This window comes from Stenotrophomonas sp. GD03819 (assembly GCF_029841665.1).
GTDB lineage: Bacteria > Pseudomonadota > Gammaproteobacteria > Xanthomonadales > Xanthomonadaceae > Stenotrophomonas > Stenotrophomonas geniculata.
The window spans coordinates 1-15,365 of sequence record NZ_JAOCEW010000038.1; the positions used below are offsets into that span (position 1 = coordinate 1).

At 68.0% G+C, this 15,365-nt stretch carries 17 protein-coding genes; 8 read left to right on the forward strand and 9 right to left on the reverse strand.

What is annotated here, in order from left to right:
• Positions 1-44: 44 nt before the first annotated feature.
• From metG to rnfB, 3 genes are all read left to right on the forward strand, one after another.
• Positions 45-2,126, forward strand: a complete 2,082-nt coding sequence (metG, locus tag N5D45_RS18720) for a methionine--tRNA ligase (protein ID WP_049411854.1) — start codon at positions 45-47, stop codon at positions 2,124-2,126.
• Positions 2,127-2,202: 76 nt separating this feature from the next.
• On the forward strand, positions 2,203-2,793 hold the full coding sequence (locus tag N5D45_RS18725) for an HAD family hydrolase (RefSeq protein ID WP_010482899.1): 591 nt from the start codon (positions 2,203-2,205) through the stop codon (positions 2,791-2,793).
• A gap of 25 nt (positions 2,794-2,818) precedes the next feature.
• The gene (rnfB, locus tag N5D45_RS18730) at positions 2,819-3,232 is read left to right on the forward strand and encodes an Rnf electron transport complex subunit RnfB (protein ID WP_010482896.1); all 414 of its coding nucleotides are present in this window, start codon (positions 2,819-2,821) and stop codon (positions 3,230-3,232) included.
• Positions 3,233-3,283: 51 nt separating this feature from the next.
• On the opposite strand, the gene N5D45_RS18735 is transcribed toward rnfB, so the two are convergent.
• A complete protein-coding gene (locus N5D45_RS18735) occupies positions 3,284-3,631 on the reverse strand; it encodes a RidA family protein (RefSeq protein WP_005410556.1) in 348 nt (115 codons plus the stop codon).
• A gap of 191 nt (positions 3,632-3,822) precedes the next feature.
• On the opposite strand from N5D45_RS18735, the gene mprF reads away from it, so the two are divergent.
• Complete coding sequence (mprF, locus tag N5D45_RS18740) at positions 3,823-6,387, forward strand: bifunctional lysylphosphatidylglycerol flippase/synthetase MprF (RefSeq protein ID WP_197657228.1); 2,565 nt, start codon at positions 3,823-3,825, stop codon at positions 6,385-6,387.
• 29 nt (positions 6,388-6,416) lie between these two features.
• Here mprF and N5D45_RS18745 read toward each other — a convergent pair whose 3' ends face one another.
• From N5D45_RS18745 to N5D45_RS18760, 4 genes are all read right to left on the reverse strand, one after another.
• Positions 6,417-7,763 (reverse strand): AcvB/VirJ family lysyl-phosphatidylglycerol hydrolase, encoded by a 1,347-nt coding sequence (locus tag N5D45_RS18745; protein WP_279939460.1) that lies wholly within the window; start codon positions 7,761-7,763, stop codon positions 6,417-6,419.
• 78 nt (positions 7,764-7,841) lie between these two features.
• Positions 7,842-8,459, reverse strand: coding sequence for a DUF998 domain-containing protein (locus tag N5D45_RS18750; protein WP_010482890.1), 618 nt, complete (start codon positions 8,457-8,459; stop codon positions 7,842-7,844).
• Positions 8,456-8,629 (reverse strand): oxidoreductase-like domain-containing protein, encoded by a 174-nt coding sequence (locus N5D45_RS18755; RefSeq protein WP_049398321.1) that lies wholly within the window; start codon positions 8,627-8,629, stop codon positions 8,456-8,458. Before N5D45_RS18755 ends, N5D45_RS18750 begins: the two co-directional genes overlap by 4 nt.
• 50 nt (positions 8,630-8,679) lie before the next feature.
• Positions 8,680-9,282 (reverse strand): hypothetical protein, encoded by a 603-nt coding sequence (locus N5D45_RS18760; protein WP_279939461.1) that lies wholly within the window; start codon positions 9,280-9,282, stop codon positions 8,680-8,682.
• Positions 9,283-9,510: 228 nt separating this feature from the next.
• On the opposite strand from N5D45_RS18760, the gene N5D45_RS18765 reads away from it, so the two are divergent.
• Complete coding sequence (locus N5D45_RS18765; RefSeq protein ID WP_197657229.1) at positions 9,511-10,665, forward strand: tetratricopeptide repeat protein; 1,155 nt, start codon at positions 9,511-9,513, stop codon at positions 10,663-10,665.
• A gap of 6 nt (positions 10,666-10,671) precedes the next feature.
• Here the strand turns inward: N5D45_RS18765 and N5D45_RS18770 are convergent, their stop codons facing one another.
• Entirely contained in the window at positions 10,672-11,007 is a 336-nt protein-coding gene (locus tag N5D45_RS18770) for a zinc ribbon domain-containing protein YjdM (RefSeq protein WP_010482882.1), read from the reverse strand.
• A 181-nt stretch (positions 11,008-11,188) separates the two neighbouring features.
• Here N5D45_RS18770 and N5D45_RS18775 point away from each other — a divergent pair, with 181 nt between their 5' ends.
• The 3 genes from N5D45_RS18775 (at position 11,189) to N5D45_RS18785 (ending at position 13,267) form a co-directional block, all read left to right on the forward strand.
• Positions 11,189-12,550: an Hsp70 family protein gene (locus N5D45_RS18775; RefSeq protein WP_057504191.1), complete on the forward strand. Its 1,362-nt coding sequence runs from the start codon at positions 11,189-11,191 to the stop codon at positions 12,548-12,550.
• A 229-nt stretch (positions 12,551-12,779) separates the two neighbouring features.
• Positions 12,780-13,073 carry a YkgJ family cysteine cluster protein gene (locus tag N5D45_RS18780; protein ID WP_053462562.1) on the forward strand — a complete coding sequence of 98 codons (294 nt, stop codon included), beginning with the start codon at positions 12,780-12,782 and terminating at the stop codon, positions 13,071-13,073.
• Between the two features lie 11 nt (positions 13,074-13,084).
• On the forward strand, positions 13,085-13,267 hold the full coding sequence (locus tag N5D45_RS18785) for a hypothetical protein (RefSeq protein WP_005410566.1): 183 nt from the start codon (positions 13,085-13,087) through the stop codon (positions 13,265-13,267).
• A 49-nt stretch (positions 13,268-13,316) separates the two neighbouring features.
• Here the strand turns inward: N5D45_RS18785 and N5D45_RS18790 are convergent, their stop codons facing one another.
• From N5D45_RS18790 to N5D45_RS18800, 3 genes are read right to left on the reverse strand one after another with little or no spacing between them, the layout of a single operon-like run.
• Complete coding sequence (locus N5D45_RS18790; RefSeq protein ID WP_005414223.1) at positions 13,317-14,198, reverse strand: DUF4097 family beta strand repeat-containing protein; 882 nt, start codon at positions 14,196-14,198, stop codon at positions 13,317-13,319.
• A 10-nt stretch (positions 14,199-14,208) separates the two neighbouring features.
• A complete protein-coding gene (locus tag N5D45_RS18795) occupies positions 14,209-14,742 on the reverse strand; it encodes a hypothetical protein (RefSeq protein ID WP_057504190.1) in 534 nt (177 codons plus the stop codon).
• The gene (locus tag N5D45_RS18800; protein ID WP_279939462.1) at positions 14,739-15,317 is read right to left on the reverse strand and encodes an RNA polymerase sigma factor; all 579 of its coding nucleotides are present in this window, start codon (positions 15,315-15,317) and stop codon (positions 14,739-14,741) included. Before N5D45_RS18800 ends, N5D45_RS18795 begins: the two co-directional genes overlap by 4 nt.
• Positions 15,318-15,365: the final 48 nt, after the last annotated feature.

A 15,365-nucleotide genomic window follows, 5' to 3' on the forward strand; every position in this document is an offset into this window, starting at 1 on the left:
GGCATGCGATACTCTGCGGTTCCCCTCGGCTTCACCCCGCGACCATGACCCGTACCGCGCTCGTCACCACCGCCCTGCCCTACGCCAACGGCCCGCTGCACCTGGGCCACCTGGTCGGCTACATCCAGGCCGACATCTGGGTGCGTGCGCGGCGAATGAGCGGCGGCAAGGCCTGGTTCGTCTGCGCCGACGACACCCACGGCACGCCGATCATGCTGGCCGCGGAAAAGGCCGGGGTCACCCCGGAAACCTTCATCGCCAACATCCAGGCCAGCCACGAACGTGACTTCGCCGCCTTCGGCGTGGCCTTCGACCACTACGACTCGACCAATTCGGCGGCCAACAAGGCGCTGACCGAGCAGTTCTACCTGAAGCTGGAAGCGGCCGGTCACATCAGCCGCCGTTCGGTGGCGCAGTTCTACGACCCGGCCAAAGGCATGTTCCTGCCCGACCGCTACGTCAAGGGCATCTGCCCGAACTGCGGCAGCCCCGACCAGTACGGCGACAACTGCGAAGTCTGTGGCGCGACCTATGCGCCGACCGACCTGAAGGAACCGCGTTCGGTGATCTCCGGTGCCACGCCGGAAATGCGCGATTCGGAGCACTTCTTCTTCGAGGTGGGCCACTTCGACGCGTTCCTGCGCGAATGGCTGACCGGCGACGTCGCCCTGCCGGGCGTGAAGGCCAAGCTCGGTGAGTGGCTCAATGCCGAAGGTGGCCTGCGCGCGTGGGACATCTCGCGCGATGCACCGTACTTCGGTTTCCAGATTCCCGGCCAGCCGGGCAAGTACTTCTACGTCTGGCTGGACGCGCCGATCGGCTACCTGTCCAGCTTCCAGACTCTGTGCGGCAGGATCGGCGAGGACTTCGAAGCGCATCTGCGCGCCGGTACCGCCACCGAGCTGCACCACTTCATCGGCAAGGACATCGTCAACTTCCACGGCCTGTTCTGGCCGGCGGTGCTGCACGGTACCGGCCACCGCGCGCCGACCCGCCTGCACGTCAACGGCTACCTGACCGTGGACGGCGCCAAGATGAGCAAGTCGCGCGGCACCTTCGTGATGGCCCGCACCTTCCTCGACGCCGGCCTGGAACCGGAAGCGCTGCGCTACTACTACGCCGCCAAGTCCGGCGGAGGCGTCGACGATCTCGACCTGAACCTGGGTGACTTCATCGCCCGCGTCAACGCCGACCTGGTCGGCAAGTTCGTCAACCTGGCCAGCCGCTGCGCCGGCTTCATCAGCAAGCGCTTCGACGGCCAGCTGGCCGCGCAGCTGCCTGATGCCGCGCAGTACCAGCGCTTCGTCGACGGCCTGGCGCCGATCCGTGAAGCCTACGAGCGCAACGACCCGGCCGCAGCGATCCGCCTGACCATGACCCTGGCCGACGAAGCCAACCGCTACATCGACGACGTCAAGCCGTGGGTCATCGCCAAGCAGGAAGGCGCCGACGCGCAGCTGCAGGCCGTGTGCAGCCAGGGCCTGAACCTGTTCCGCGTGCTGGTCACCGCATTGAAGCCGGTGCTGCCGGCCACCGCCGCGCAGGCCGAGGCCTTCCTGGCCGCGCCGGTCAACGACTGGACCGAACTGGCGCAGCCGCTGCTGGGCCACCGCATCACCGACTACACCCCGCTGTTCACCCGTATCGACCCGAAGAAGATTGACGCCATGATCGACGCCTCCAAGGACACCCTGCAGCCGGCCGCTGCCGCCGCCCCCGCCGCCAAGACCGAAGCGGTCAAGCCGGCCGCCTCGGCCCCGGCCAAGGACGACGCAAAGAGCGCCGACGCCCCGGCCTACATCGGCATCGACGATTTCGCCAAGCTCGACCTGCGCATCGGCAAGGTGCTGGTCTGCGAGTTCGTGGAAGGTTCGGACAAGCTGCTGCGCTTCGAACTGGACGCCGGCGAGCTGGGCAAGCGCCAGATCTTCTCCGGCATCCGCGGCAGCTACGGCGAGCCGGAAACGCTGGTTGGCCGCAGCGTGGTGTTCATCGCCAACCTGGCCCCGCGCAAGATGCGCTTCGGCCTGAGCGAAGGCATGATCCTGTCGGCCGGTTTCGACGGCGGCGCACTGGCGCTGCTGGACGCCGACAGCGGCGCACAGCCGGGCATGCCGGTCCGCTGATGCCTGCAGCGGGCGTGGTTGCGGCCACGCCCGCCGGCAGCACCGGCCACAGGGCAACGCGATGGGAGGCAACGGAATGGAACTGGCGCTGTTCGACTTCGACCACACCGTGACCACCTGCGATACCTACGGCCGTTTCCTGCGCCGCGTGGCCACCGCCGAACAGCTGGCACAGGCGTGGTGGAAGATTGGTCCATGGCTGGCCGCGTATAAGCTGAAACTGATATCGGCCGAGCGCATCCGCGCGCGCGTCACCCGTTTGACCTTCAGCGACCGCCACAGCGATGACATCGCCACGCTGGCCGCCGGCTTCTCGCGTGAGTTCCTGCCCGACGTGGTGCGCCCGGAAATGCTGGAGCAGATCCGCTGGCACAAGGAACAGCAGCACACCGTGGTGATCGTGTCCGGCTCGCTGGACCTGTACCTGCGGCCATGGTGCGAACAGCTGGGCCTGCAGTTGATCTGCAACCGGCTGGAGAGCCAGGACGGCCGCCTCACAGGCCGTTATGCCGGTGGCGACTGTGGCCCGCGCAAGGTTGAGCACATCCGTCGCCAGTTCGACCTGTCGCGCTACGTGCGCATCCATGCCTACGGGGACAGTTCCGAAGACAAGCCGATGCTGGCCCTGGCCCACGAGCGCTGGTTCCGTGGCAAACCCCTGAAATGACCCCAACGCGCAGCCTTCGCCACGCATGAGCCTGATCCCGCCCCTGACCGAACGCCTCGACCGCCTGCTGCCGCAGACCCAATGCGGGCAATGCGGCTACGACGGTTGCCGCCCGTATGCGCAGGCGATGGCTCGCGGCGAGGCAGGCGTGGACCGCTGCCCGCCGGGCGGAGATACCGGTGCGCGCGCACTGGCGCAGGTGCTCGGAGTACCTGCCATTCCCTTCGATCGATCGCGCGGCGAGCACAAGGCGCCGCAGGTGGCGCTGATCGTGGAAGCCGACTGCATCGGCTGCACCAAGTGCATCCAGGCCTGCCCGGTGGACGCCATCGTCGGCGGCGCCAAGTACATGCACACGGTAATCGCCGATCTGTGCACCGGCTGCGAGCTGTGCATCCCGCCATGCCCGGTGGACTGCATCGAGCTGGTGCCGCTGTGACGGGGTCAGATCCGCTTTCCTGAGCGAAAAGGATCTGACCCCATTCAATCGTTACGGTACTGCCGCCGTCACCACGATCTCGACCTTCCAGTCAGCGTGGGCCAGCTTGGCCTCGACCGTGGCACGTGCCGGGGTCGCGCCTTCAACCACCCACTCGTCCCACGCCTTGTTCATGCCGTCGAAGTCGGCCATGTCGGCCAGGAACACTTCGGCGCGCAGCACGTGCTGGCGGTCACTGGCGACCAGCGCCAGCAGCTTGTCGATCTCCGCCAGCACCTGCCGGGTCTGGCCGGTGATGTCCTGGCTGGTGTCTTCCGGAATCTGGCCGGAGAGGTAGGCGACCTTGTTGTATACGGTCATTTCGGACATGCGCGGTCCGACGTCGTAACGCTCCATCATGGGCGTGGCTCCTGCGGTTGATCAGGCCTGCATTGTCCTCCAAACCGGTCGACGGTGGGTGCACGGGTACCCTCCGCGACAGTCACTACCGGGCTCCGACGGTCCCACTGGTCAAATGACGATGACAGGCGCACGATGCGCCACGCCCGCGTTGACACCACCCTCGCCCCTCCTGCCGCACCCTTGCGCCGATGACCGCCCCCGTCGATTCCACCACTGCCCCTTCCACGCCAACCTGGAAGCGGGTTGCCACCATCGTCATCCCGCTGCTGATCCTCGCCCTGGCCCTGCACGGCCTGGCCAATGAGTTCGACGAGCACGGCTATCGTGCGATCCGCCAGGCGTTCCGGCAGCTCAGCGGCACGCAGATCGCGCTCACCGTGGTACTCGGCCTGGCCAGTTACGCCTGCCTGATCGGCTTCGATGCAATCGGCCTGCGTCGCAGCGGCATCCGCGTGCACCCCGCGCGCGTCGGCATCACCGCGTTCCTTGCGCACACGCTGGGCCAGACCGTGGGCTTTGCCGCGTTGACCGGTGGCGCGGTGCGCCTGCGTGGCTACCGCAGCGCCGGCCTGGACCTGGCGCAGATCGGCCAGGTGGTGCTGATGAGCACGCTCGGTTTCGTATTCGGTGCATGGCTGTTGATCAGCGTGGCCCTGTGCATGGAACCCGCCGCGGCAGCGTTGGCATTGCCATTGAATCCCGATGCCGTGCGCATCGTCGGCATCGTTGCCCTGCTCGCCTATCTCGGCATCGTGCTGCTGGTCGGCCGCGACGGACGGCAGTTCAGTGTGCTCGGTCACGCCTTGTGGCTGCCCGATCGCCGCACCATGATCGGTGTCACCGTACTCAGCGTCATCGAGCTGGTGCTGGCCAGTGCCGCGTTCTATGTGCTGCTGCCGGACTCCACGCCGACCGGCCTGCCGGGCTTCGTCGGCCTCTACCTGGTGGCAGTGCTGGCCGGCCTGGTCTCCACCGTGCCCGCAGGCCTGGGTGTGTTCGAGTGGAGCCTGCTGAAGCTGTTGCCGCAGGTGGCACCGGCAGCGGTGCTGGCGGCAGCGCTGATCTACCGTGTCACCTACTACGTGCTGCCGCTGCTGCTGGCCACCCTGCTTGCCCTTGCGCCCGCCCTGCGTCAGCCGCTGCAGGCCAGCGCCGGGGCAACCCGTGCTGGCTGGAACGCGCTGCGCCCATGGCTGCCGCAGATCATCGCACTGGCGGTATTCAGCATCGGCGCCGCGCTGGTCATCGACGGCACGCTGCCGACGCCACGCCGTCACCTGGTGAACGCCTCGCTGCCGATCCTGGAAACCTCGCACCTGATCGGCAGCCTCAGCGGCGTCGCCCTGCTGCTGATCGGCCAGGGCCTGGCCCGACGCAGCCACGCCGCGTGGATGCTGGCAATGGCGGTGTGCGTGATCACCCCGTTGCCGCTGTGGCTGCGCGGTGGCCAACTGTTGATCGCCGTCTCGGCAGTGCTGGTGGCGATGGCGCTGTGGGCCGCACGTCGCGAGTTCTACCGCCAGGGTGCGCTGCTGGACGAAGCCTGGTCGTGGCCGTGGCTGCGCAATCTCGGCCTGGTGCTGGTCGCGGTCACCTGGCTGCTGTTCTTCACCTACAGCCATGTCGAGTACCAGAACGAGCTGTGGTGGCAGTTCGCGGTGTCGGGCAACGCACCGCGCGCGCTGCGTGCATTGCTGGTGGTAGCCATCGCGCTGGTGATGTTCGGCCTGGCGCGGCTGCTGCACAGCACCCGCAGCCCGCTGCCGGCCGCCGACGAAGCCACGCTGCAATCACTGGCGCCGGTATTGGCCGGCGCCACCGATACCCAGGCCTGCCTGGTACTGACCGCCGACAAGGCGGTGCTGCGCGATGATGCGAAACAGGGCTTCGTGATGATGCAGCGCTACGGCGGTTCGCTGATCGCGATGGGCGACCCGGTCGGCCCGCCTGACGTGGCGCGCGCGCTGATCTGGCGCTTCCGCGAGGAAGCCGACCGGCTGGGCCTGCGCCCGGTGTTCTACCAGGTGGGCGAGACCTACTGGCAGACCTACCTCGACCTGGGCCTGGGCCTGGTCAAGCTGGGCGAGGAAGCGATGGTGCCGCTGCATGATTTCGGGCTGGAAGGTCGCGAACGCGCCGATCTGCGCCAGGCCTGGAACCGTGGCAAACGCGGCGGCCTGTCCTTCCGCGTGGCACCGGTGGAGGAAATTCCCAGCCTGCTGCCGCGCCTGCACGCAATTTCCAATGCATGGCTGGAAGACAAGGCCGGCGATGAGAAGGGCTTCTCGCTGGGCAGCTACGACCCCGATTACCTGGTGCGCTTCCCGGTAGCGCTGGTCGAGGCCGAAGGCCAGATCGTGGCGTTCGCCAACCTGTGGCAGGCACCGGCCGGCGCCGAGCTGTCGGTCGACCTGATGCGCCACGTCAACGAAGCACCGAAGGGCACGATGGACTTCCTCTTCATCGAACTGTTCCTGTGGGGCCGCGCGCAGGGTTATGCGCGCTTCTCGCTGGGCATGGCGCCGTTGTCCGGTCTGGCCCAGCATCGGCTGGCCGGTCGCTGGAACCGCCTGGCCGGCCTGCTGGCGCGGCATGGCGAACGCTTCTATGGCTTCAGTGGCCTGCGCCGCTTCAAGTCGAAGTTCGATCCGCAGTGGCGGCCACGCTATCTCGCGGCGCCCGGCGGCATGCATCTGCCGGCCGCGCTGCTGGATGCCACGCGCCTGATCTCGCTGGATCCGCGGCGGAACTGAAGCCGCGATGCGTCGGGCATGGCTTGACGCTACGCCCCGCCCTTGAGGATCACTCCGGCCAAGCGATCGTAGTCCCCCCCGAAATGGTGATCGCCCGGCAGCTTCACCTTCCTCACGCCGTCATTGGCCGGCAGGTCCGGGCACAGTGCGTCCTCATCCTTGTCGCCGTACACGCACAACGTTTTTTCCGCCGGCAGCCTGGCCACTTCCGGCGCGATCGGCAGGCCGTCGCCGCCACCGCCCAGCCAGTTGCTGACATGGAATTCGAAGTCGGCCTTCCTGCCCACCGACAGCAGCACGATGCGCTCCAGCGCCTCGCGGGTACCGGCGTCGAGCTGGTTGATCGTGGCCGGCAGCACGTCGGCGCCCTGCGAGAAACCGATCAGCATCACCTTGTCGCGGTGCCACTGCTGGCGGTAGTGGTCGATGATCTTCTGCAGGTCGCCCGCAAAGCCCTTCGGTGTGCGCTCGCTCCAGAAGTAACGCAGCGAATCGATGCCGACCACCGCCACGCCATGCTCGTTGAGTGACGACGCCACGTTCTTGTCCAGGCCAGCCCAGCCACCGTCGCCGGAGACGAACACCGCCAGCGTATCGCCGTTGCCGGTCGCCGGCATTTCCACCACCGGCAGGCCCTTCAGTGCAGCAGGCGGGGGGGCCAGGCTGACGCCGGCCTGCGCGCCGATCACCCGTGCTGCAGCCACCAGGCCCGGTGACGCATCACCGCGCGCAGTGCGCTTGAACTCGCGCGCCATGGCGACCTGCTGCACGAACTGGTTGGCCTGGCCCACCTTGCAGCCGTGATCACCTGCCGCGCTCAACCACGGAAAATTCAGTTCGGCAGGCTGCAGCCTGTTGTGCTTCACACCATCGCCGCAGACCATGCGCTGGTGGTTGTGGTCCGGGCAGAAGCCGGTGGTGAGTACACCGGCGAACACCTGGGTATCGGCCTGCGCCGCGAGCGAATAGGCCATCTCGGCACCTTCGCCATCACCGCCGACCAGCGGCAGGTGGTAGCCGGGCAGATGCAACGAGGCCTGCAGCCAGCGTGAGAAATTCTCGACGTCACCGGAACCGAACGAACAGGTCGGGTCCCCCTCGCGCTTGAGCACACCGCGCAGGTGCGCAATGTCCACTGCCGCGACCAGCGCGCCATCGGCACGCAGGGCCTCGATCGGCAGGCGGCTGGTGTCACCGCCGGCCGTGGGTTCGTGGAACCAGATCACCACCCGTTGCGGCGTGCCGGCCGGCATGTGCACCGGAATCTGCTCGAACCGCCCATGGCTGAACTGCTGCGGGGTCACGGCCGCCGTCGCCGGCAGCGCGGCCAGCGCCAGTACCACACCCATTGCCCTGCCCAGCCCTGCACGCTTCATATCGCATCCCCGATGGAATGCGCACACGATACGCCGCCGCCGCGTGCACGGCACGTACCGGCGCAGGCCGTTGGGGATTCAGTGGGCCGCGGCCTGGCGGCTGCGACGGTACAGGGCCATCGCCAGATACAGCAGCCAGCCAACGATCACCGCGATCACCACTTTCTGTCCCAGCCCACGCGGTGGTCCACCACGCCACAGCACATGCAGCCACAGCAGCACGAAGGCCAGCCATGCCCAGCCCCAGAGCAGGCCCGCGGCGGACTGCCAACCCGGTTCGCGGCGCAGGTACCAGGCCTGCAACAGCATGCCGACGCTGGCACACAGGAACGCCGTGTTGGCTGCCAGTCCATGGATGAACGGTGCCAGCAGCGGCGTCGCTTCAGGCAGCCAGCTGTCGCCGATCGCCACCGTCGCCAGGCCCAGCGCGGAAACCGTGAACAGCAAGGGGGCGGCCGCACTGCGCCGCGGGCCGATGCTGCCGCGATACAGCGCAATGCCAAGTGCGGCAATGGCCAGCGCCAGCAGGCAGTAGGCAGCACGCAACGCCAGCCCCCACGGCCCGTGCAGGTACAGGCTCAAGGTCGCCCGCACCCAGTCCAGATCACTGCGCGCGACCTGGGTCCACAGCGCGGTGGCCACGAACAGCAGCAGCGCCACCAATGCCAGCACCGCCGCCGGGCGCGCACGGCTCATGGTGCGGCCTCGGGATGCCGCGTCTTCCACTCGGCCAGTGCCTTGCGGTAGCGCTGCAGCTCATCGGAATACAGGTCCAGCACGCATAGCGGGCAGCCACTGCCGCAGCACTCGTTGGGACCGGGCTCTTCCGGTGGCAGCGGGCGGGGATCGGGATCAGGAACGGACACGGTCGGAAACAACAATCATTGGAAACAGGACACCAGTGTACCGGGCCGGCTCAACCACCCAGTTGGCGACGCAGGTTGTCACGGGCGGCCGCGTCCAGGCGCTGGTGGAAGAACTCACTGAAGAAGATCCGCGGTGCGCGCAGCAGGCCCTGCAGGAATCGGCGACGGCCGGCACGGTACAGGAAGCCGGGCACCACGCCCTTGTATTCTTCGGCCACGCCACGGTCATAGGCGGCGAACACCGGCTCCGGTGCAGCCAGGATCGCCATGTCGCAGTCCAGGAACAGCGCCGCCTCGGCATCCACATCCTCCGGACCCAGCGCGCCATGGCGGGCGGTCAGCAGGATCAACTGCTCCACGCGAGCAGCGTCGACACCGGCAAGCGCCGGCGCCTGTGCGATCGCCTGCAGGGCCAGCTGCGCCGAACGCGCCTCGTTGTCCTTGCGACCCGCCTGGTAGATCGCGTCGTGATAGAGCACGGCCAGGTAGATCTCGGCCGGCTGCTTCCAGCCGGGGCCGTCGGCCACCTCCTGGCAGTGCTGCAGCACCGCGCGCACATGGCCGAAGTGGTGGTAGGCGCGTGGCGGCGTGGCATAGCTGTCCTGCAGCGCCTGCCACTGCGCCGGGGCAAGCGTCAGCGGTGAGAATTCCATGCCCGGATCATCCCGCCTGTGCCGGCGCCGGGCAAGCTGGCGGTTTTTTCACCACACACTCACAACGCTTGCCAGGCGAGGCCCGGAGCCAGTTGTCCACAGCTTTGTCGCGCGCTGGTCCACATCGGTTGTGGATGAACGCGGCGCCGACCAACGGTCGCTGCAGCTGGGCATCCATGGGAATACACTCGCCCCAGGCGGGAGCGCCCGCCGCTGCCGGGAACCGTCATGTACCGTTCTGCCGCCCATTGCCTCACCCTTTCGCTGCTGGCCTTCTGTGCTCCTGCCTTCGGCGCAGGCCAGGCACCGCCCGCCGACGTGGTGACGACCCCGACCATCACCGTGTCGGCCGCACGCGTGCCGACCCCGGAAGAAGTGTTCGCCATTCCCGCGGACCTGCGTGCGATGCTCCAGAAGCAGGTGATCCAGCGCAGCTACTCCCGCGACCAGCGCCTGCAGGCGCTCGTGGAGATGATCTTCGACCAGCACGGGCTGGACCTGCAGTACGACGCCAATGCGACCTACACCGTCAGCGATATCTGGCAGCACCGCCGCGCCAACTGTCTGGCCTTCACCCTGCTGTTCGTGACGCTTGCGCGGGAGGCGGGCATCCAGGCCCGCGTGCAGGAAGTCGGGCAGGTGGTGTCCTGGTACCAGGACCAGGACGCGGGCGTGGTCTACAGCGTCGGCCACGTCAATGCCGGCGTCGATGTCGGCGGGCGTTTCGGTACCGTCGACCTGGATCGCAATGTGCTCTATGACCGCCGCGGGCCGGTTCCCGTGAGCCGTGCGCGGGCATTGGCGCATTTCTACAACAACCGGGGTGCGGAGCGCCTCGCCGACGGTGACTTCGGCGGCGCCCGTGCATTCTTCGACGCATCCGTGGCTCAGGACAGCAGGTTCGCTCCAGTGTGGAACAACCTCGGCGTGCTCGACCACCGCGAAGGCAACAACGAGGCGGCGCGGCAGGCGCTGGACCGGTCGCTGCAGCTGGACGGCCGCCAGGATGCCGCACTGACCAATGCCTCCGCGCTGTTCCGCAGCCTGGGCTTGACCGCGCAGGCGCAGTCACTTGAGCGCCGGTTGAAATCGGTGCAGCGCGAAGACCCGTTCGCGCAGTACATGTTCGGCGCCAAGGCCGAACGGGCCGGCCAGCTGGACCAGGCGATCCGCTATTACCGGCAGGCCGTGCGCCTGTATGACACCGCGCATCAGTTCCACTTCGGGCTGGCGCGGGTCTATTTCCTGGCTGGCCAGCTCAAGCGCGCCGATCGCGAACTGCTGCGTGCACAGGAACTGGGGGGCGCGCCGGAGCAGGCGCGCTACCAGGCCAAGCTGGACAGCCTGGCCCGCTGGCGCGCGCAGCAGCAGGCCAGGCGCTGAAGGTGATCAGGCCTTCTTGAGGAAGCAGGTCTTCAGGACCAGGCCCTTGATCTTGTCCGAGTTGCCTTCGATGTGCTCGGCATCATCCTCGACCAGGCGGATGTTGCGGATCACGGTGCCCTGCTTGAGCGGGATCGAAGACCCCTTCACCTTCAGGTCCTTGATCACGGTGACGGTGTCGCCGGCCTGCAGGGTATTGCCGTTGCTGTCACGCACGACCAGGGTGGACCCGGCGCTTTCCTCGGCGGTCCATTCGAAACCGCAGTCGGCGCAGATCCACAGCGCACCATCGGCGTAGGTGTTTTCCAGGGTGCACTGCGGGCAGGCGGGGGCAGAAGACATCAGCAAATACCTCAAAGTGAATCAACAGCCGCCATTGTAACCGGCTGGCTTCCCCGGCCCTTTTCCGGGCAGGCTCCGGGCTGCCCACTGGACCCGGACCAGAACAGCACGCCCGCTGGAACTTGCAGTCGGCGGCGAACTGCAGCAGAGTGCGCGGCCCCTGATCGCCCCCGGAACTCCCATGCGCCTCGGCATCGACTTCGGTACCAGCAACTCCGCCGCCGCCATCGTGCATGAGGGAAAACTGCTGCCGATCCGCTTCGGCGATGCCGAGCAGTTCCGCACCAGCGTGTATTTCCCCGGCGTGGTGCCCGATCCGGACGACTTCCAGCTCGATGACGGCCAGGAACACCAGCTGCAGCAGATGATCGACAGCGCCGCGCGCGCAGCCCGTGCCGCCGGCCAGGAACGCACGCCACAGGCACTGCGCCGCGAAGCCCTGCGCGCACTGCGCCGGGAATGGATGGAAGCCCGCGCCGGCAAGGAACGCAGCGCCAGCGACCTGCTGCAGAACGCGGTCTACGGCGATGACGCGCTGGAAGCCTATTTCGAGGAACACGAAGGCAACCTGGTGCAGAGCCCGAAGTCGATGCTGGGCTACAACCTGCACCCGCGCGCGAAGCAGACCATCACCGGCATCGCCGCACACATCCTCGAGCACATCCGCCTGACTGCCAGCGCCCAGCTCGGCCAGCCGCTGCGTGCCGCCCTGCTCGGTCGCCCGGTGCAGTTCCGCAGCTCGATCGGTGCGGCCGGCAACGACCAGGCGCTGGACATCCTGCGCGAGGCCGCCACCCAGGCCGGCTTCGACCAGATCGATTTCCTCGAGGAACCGGCCGCGGCGGCCATGCATTACCACGCCGAAAGCCGCGAGCGGCACCAGGCGGTGATCGTCGACATCGGTGGCGGTACCACCGACATCGCGCATGCCGAAGTCGGCGGCGACGATGCCCCGCGCATCCACCGCGCCTGGGGTATCGCCCGCGGCGGTACCGACATCGACCTGGCGCTGAGCCTGTCCAGCTACATGCCGCTGTTCGGCCGCGGCATCACCCGCGTGCCCGCCCACCACTACGTGGAAGCGGCCACCGTGCAGGACATGACCCGCCAGCGCGAGTTCCGCCTGCACAAGTACGACCATGTGGACGCACCGTGGGGCGACCGCCTGCAGGCGCTGCAGGACACCGGCAACACCGCGCGGCTGTACCGCGACGTCGAACGCGCCAAGATCGCCCTCAGCGCCGCCAGCGAGCACCGCAGCACGCTGGACTACATCGCCCGCGACCTGCATGCCGACAGCAGCGCCGATGGCCTGGCCGCCGCCGCCCATGGCTACCTGGAGCAGATCCGGGAACTGCTGGCCCAGGTCCGCAGCGACATCGGGGGCGACCCGGATGCGGTGTTCCTCACCGGCGGCATGTCCCGCGCCGGTTACCTGCGCCAGGCCGTGGCCGAGGCCTTCCCGGGCGCCCGTATGGTCCACGGCGAGCCCTCGCTGGGCGTGGTCCAGGGCCTGGCCTTGGCGGCAGCCAGCCAGGATTAACAAAACGTTACGCGGTCTAAGTTACTCTTGGTCGGCTAGAACTCCGCTGCACCTTCCACCGGCCACGCCGGTGTGTGTCCACGGTGCAGCCTGGCCCGCCCTGCGGGCCTAGCGGCCATGCCTTCCTGGCTCGTTCATGGTCCGCGCAGCACCTGAGCCGCCATCGAGACCCGCTTTGGGCACCCGCCAGGCCCCTGTGGCCTTACAACCTGACGCAGCACCTGCACCCATCGACTGCCGCCGTTGTGACGCGGTCTGTTGCCGGCTGCCCGTGCTGCTGCAGCCCGGCGACCACGTGCCTGGCCAGTTCCTGTCACGCGACACCCACGGCCGTGCCGTGATGGCGCGCAACGAGGAAGGCTGGTGTGCGGCGATCGATCCCTATCACCTGCGCTGCACGATCTATTCGCAGCGCCCGGCGATCTGCCGCCAGTTTTCGATGGGCGGCGATGACTGCCGCCGCGAGCGGCAGGACTACCTGCGCCAGGCCGACGCCTGGGCGCTTTCCTCCCCTTCCACCTGACAGGAGCAACCATGCCCCGCAAGGCAAAGACCCCCGCGAAGGCCAGCAACAGCATCCGCAGCGAACGCAAGGGCGCGGCCGCCAGCACCGTGGTCAGCAGCGATTCGATCGCTTCGGACCTGGCAGCGTTCCGCAAGGCCGGTGGCAAGATCGAAGTTCTCGGCACCACCTGGGCACTGAAGAAGGCCAGCTGACCCAACACTGACCGCGGCGGCGCTGCCGCCGCGGCCTGCCGGATCGCGCTCAGCGGTCCAGGCGTACCCGCACACTGCCCGAATGCGACTGGATGCGGATGTCACCGTCGCCGCCGCCCAGCCGGGTATCGAGGTGGCTGCCCGGCCCATAGCGCGGCCGCTCCACCTGCCCGGCATCGCTGTTGATCGACCCGCTGAAGCTGTTCACCGACAGCTGTGCCGACACCGTGCGCGGCAGGCTCAGCGTGACCGAGGCACTGACCGATTCGACATTGATGCGGCCACCGGGTGCCAATCCGGCTGCTGCCAGATCGATGCTGCCCGAGACGGTCTCCACCGCCAGCCGCTGCACGCGCCCGGCGTCCACCTCGACCCGGCCAGACACCGTCTGCGCACCGATATCACCGGATACCCCGCCGCCGGCCTCGATCCGGCCACTGACCGTATTCACGTCCAGCTTCGGCGTCTGCAGGCGTGCACTGACGCTGCCACTGACCGTGTTGAGCTTGCTGTCGCCACTGCGGCCAGCTGCGCTCAGGCTGCCGCTGACCGTGTCGGCCTGCAGCCGTCGCACATCGATGCCACTGATGTCCTGGCTGGCGCTGACCGTGCTCAGCAGCAGCTCCACCGAGCGCGGCACGTTCAGCACCAGCGTCGCGCCACCATTGTTGCTGCGGCGCGGATATTCGATCTCCCAGCGCACCCGGTTGGCGCTTTTCTCCTGGCGCAACTGCAGGCCGTCGCTGAGCGTGCCGGTGAGCTGCACGTCATTGCGGTCCCAGCCACGCACGGTCACCTTGCCGGCCACGTTGCTCAGCTCGATGCGACCGCCCGCGGCCAGGGTGTGGCGCTCGTCGATGCGGGTGTCGGCCAGTGCTACGGCAGGGGCCAGCAGCAGCGCGACACAGCAGGAAATCAGGGTTCGGGTCATGGGGGTCTCCTCAGGTCGTCAAGCCGGACTCGGCGGCATAGGCCGCCTGCCGGGTCAGTTCCAGCCGCAGCGCATAGGTGCGCTTGAGCTGGCCAAGCAGGTGCGGCGCACGCGGGTCCTGCGCCAGGGCGGCACGGATCTGCGCCGCGCTTTCATCCAGTTCGTGCAGGGCCGGCTGCCATTCCGGCGCCCGTCCATCGGGCAGCGAAGCAACGGCCTGCTGGTACTGCTCGGTCATCGCCGCCGCCTGCAGCTGCAGTGCTGAAGGTACCGGCACCTCTGGCTGCGCATGGCGCCACGGCGCCACGGCGTAGACCGCCAGGCTGGCCGCCAACACCGCACCCACCGGCAACCACCAACGCCGACGCGAACGGTTCGGCAGGGCCACCACGTTGTCGCCCGGCGCAGGCGCCGCCTGCGGCTCACGCGGCGGCAGCTGGGCCGAAAGGCGTGCCCAGCCATCGGTGGGTACGTCGCGCTCGCTTGGCAGCGCGCGCAGCCGTGCCAGTAGATCGTGGTCGGAATCGTGGTCGGGTGTATTCATGTCATGTCTCCCAGCCGTGCGCGCAACAGGCCGCGCGCACGATGCAACTGTGCCTTGGAACTGCCGACGGCCATCTGCAGCTGTTCGGCGATTTCCTGGTGTTTCCAGCCTTCGATGTCGTGCAGTACCAGTACCGCACGTGCCCGTGGCGGCAGTGTCGACAGCGCCCGTTCGAGGTCGCGTTCGGTGCCGGCACAGCGGTCGTGTACCGCCAGTTCCTGCAACCCTCCGTCCACTTCGTCGAGGCTGTCATGGTCCTGCCCGGCAGCACGCCCGCGCAGTTCCATCAGCGCGGCGTTGACGCCCAGCCGGTGCAGCCAGGTCGACAGGCTGCTCTCGAAACGGAAGCCCGGCAGCGCCTTCCATGCCTGCAGGAACGCTTCCTGCAGCGCGTCCTCGGCGCGTACCTGCTGGCCGCCACACAGCCGCCACAGCACAGCGAATACCCGGGGCGCGTGGCGCCGGTACAGCAGTTCATAGGCCGCGGTGTCGCCGGCGGCGGCCGCCCGCACCAGGGCGGGTTCGTCGACGGCGTCGTTGGCGGCAGGCAGCGCGGGCATGGTGGTGTCGAGCATATCGCTTGGATGCGGCAACCCGGAAAAAGGTTTAGAGCTCATCCACGA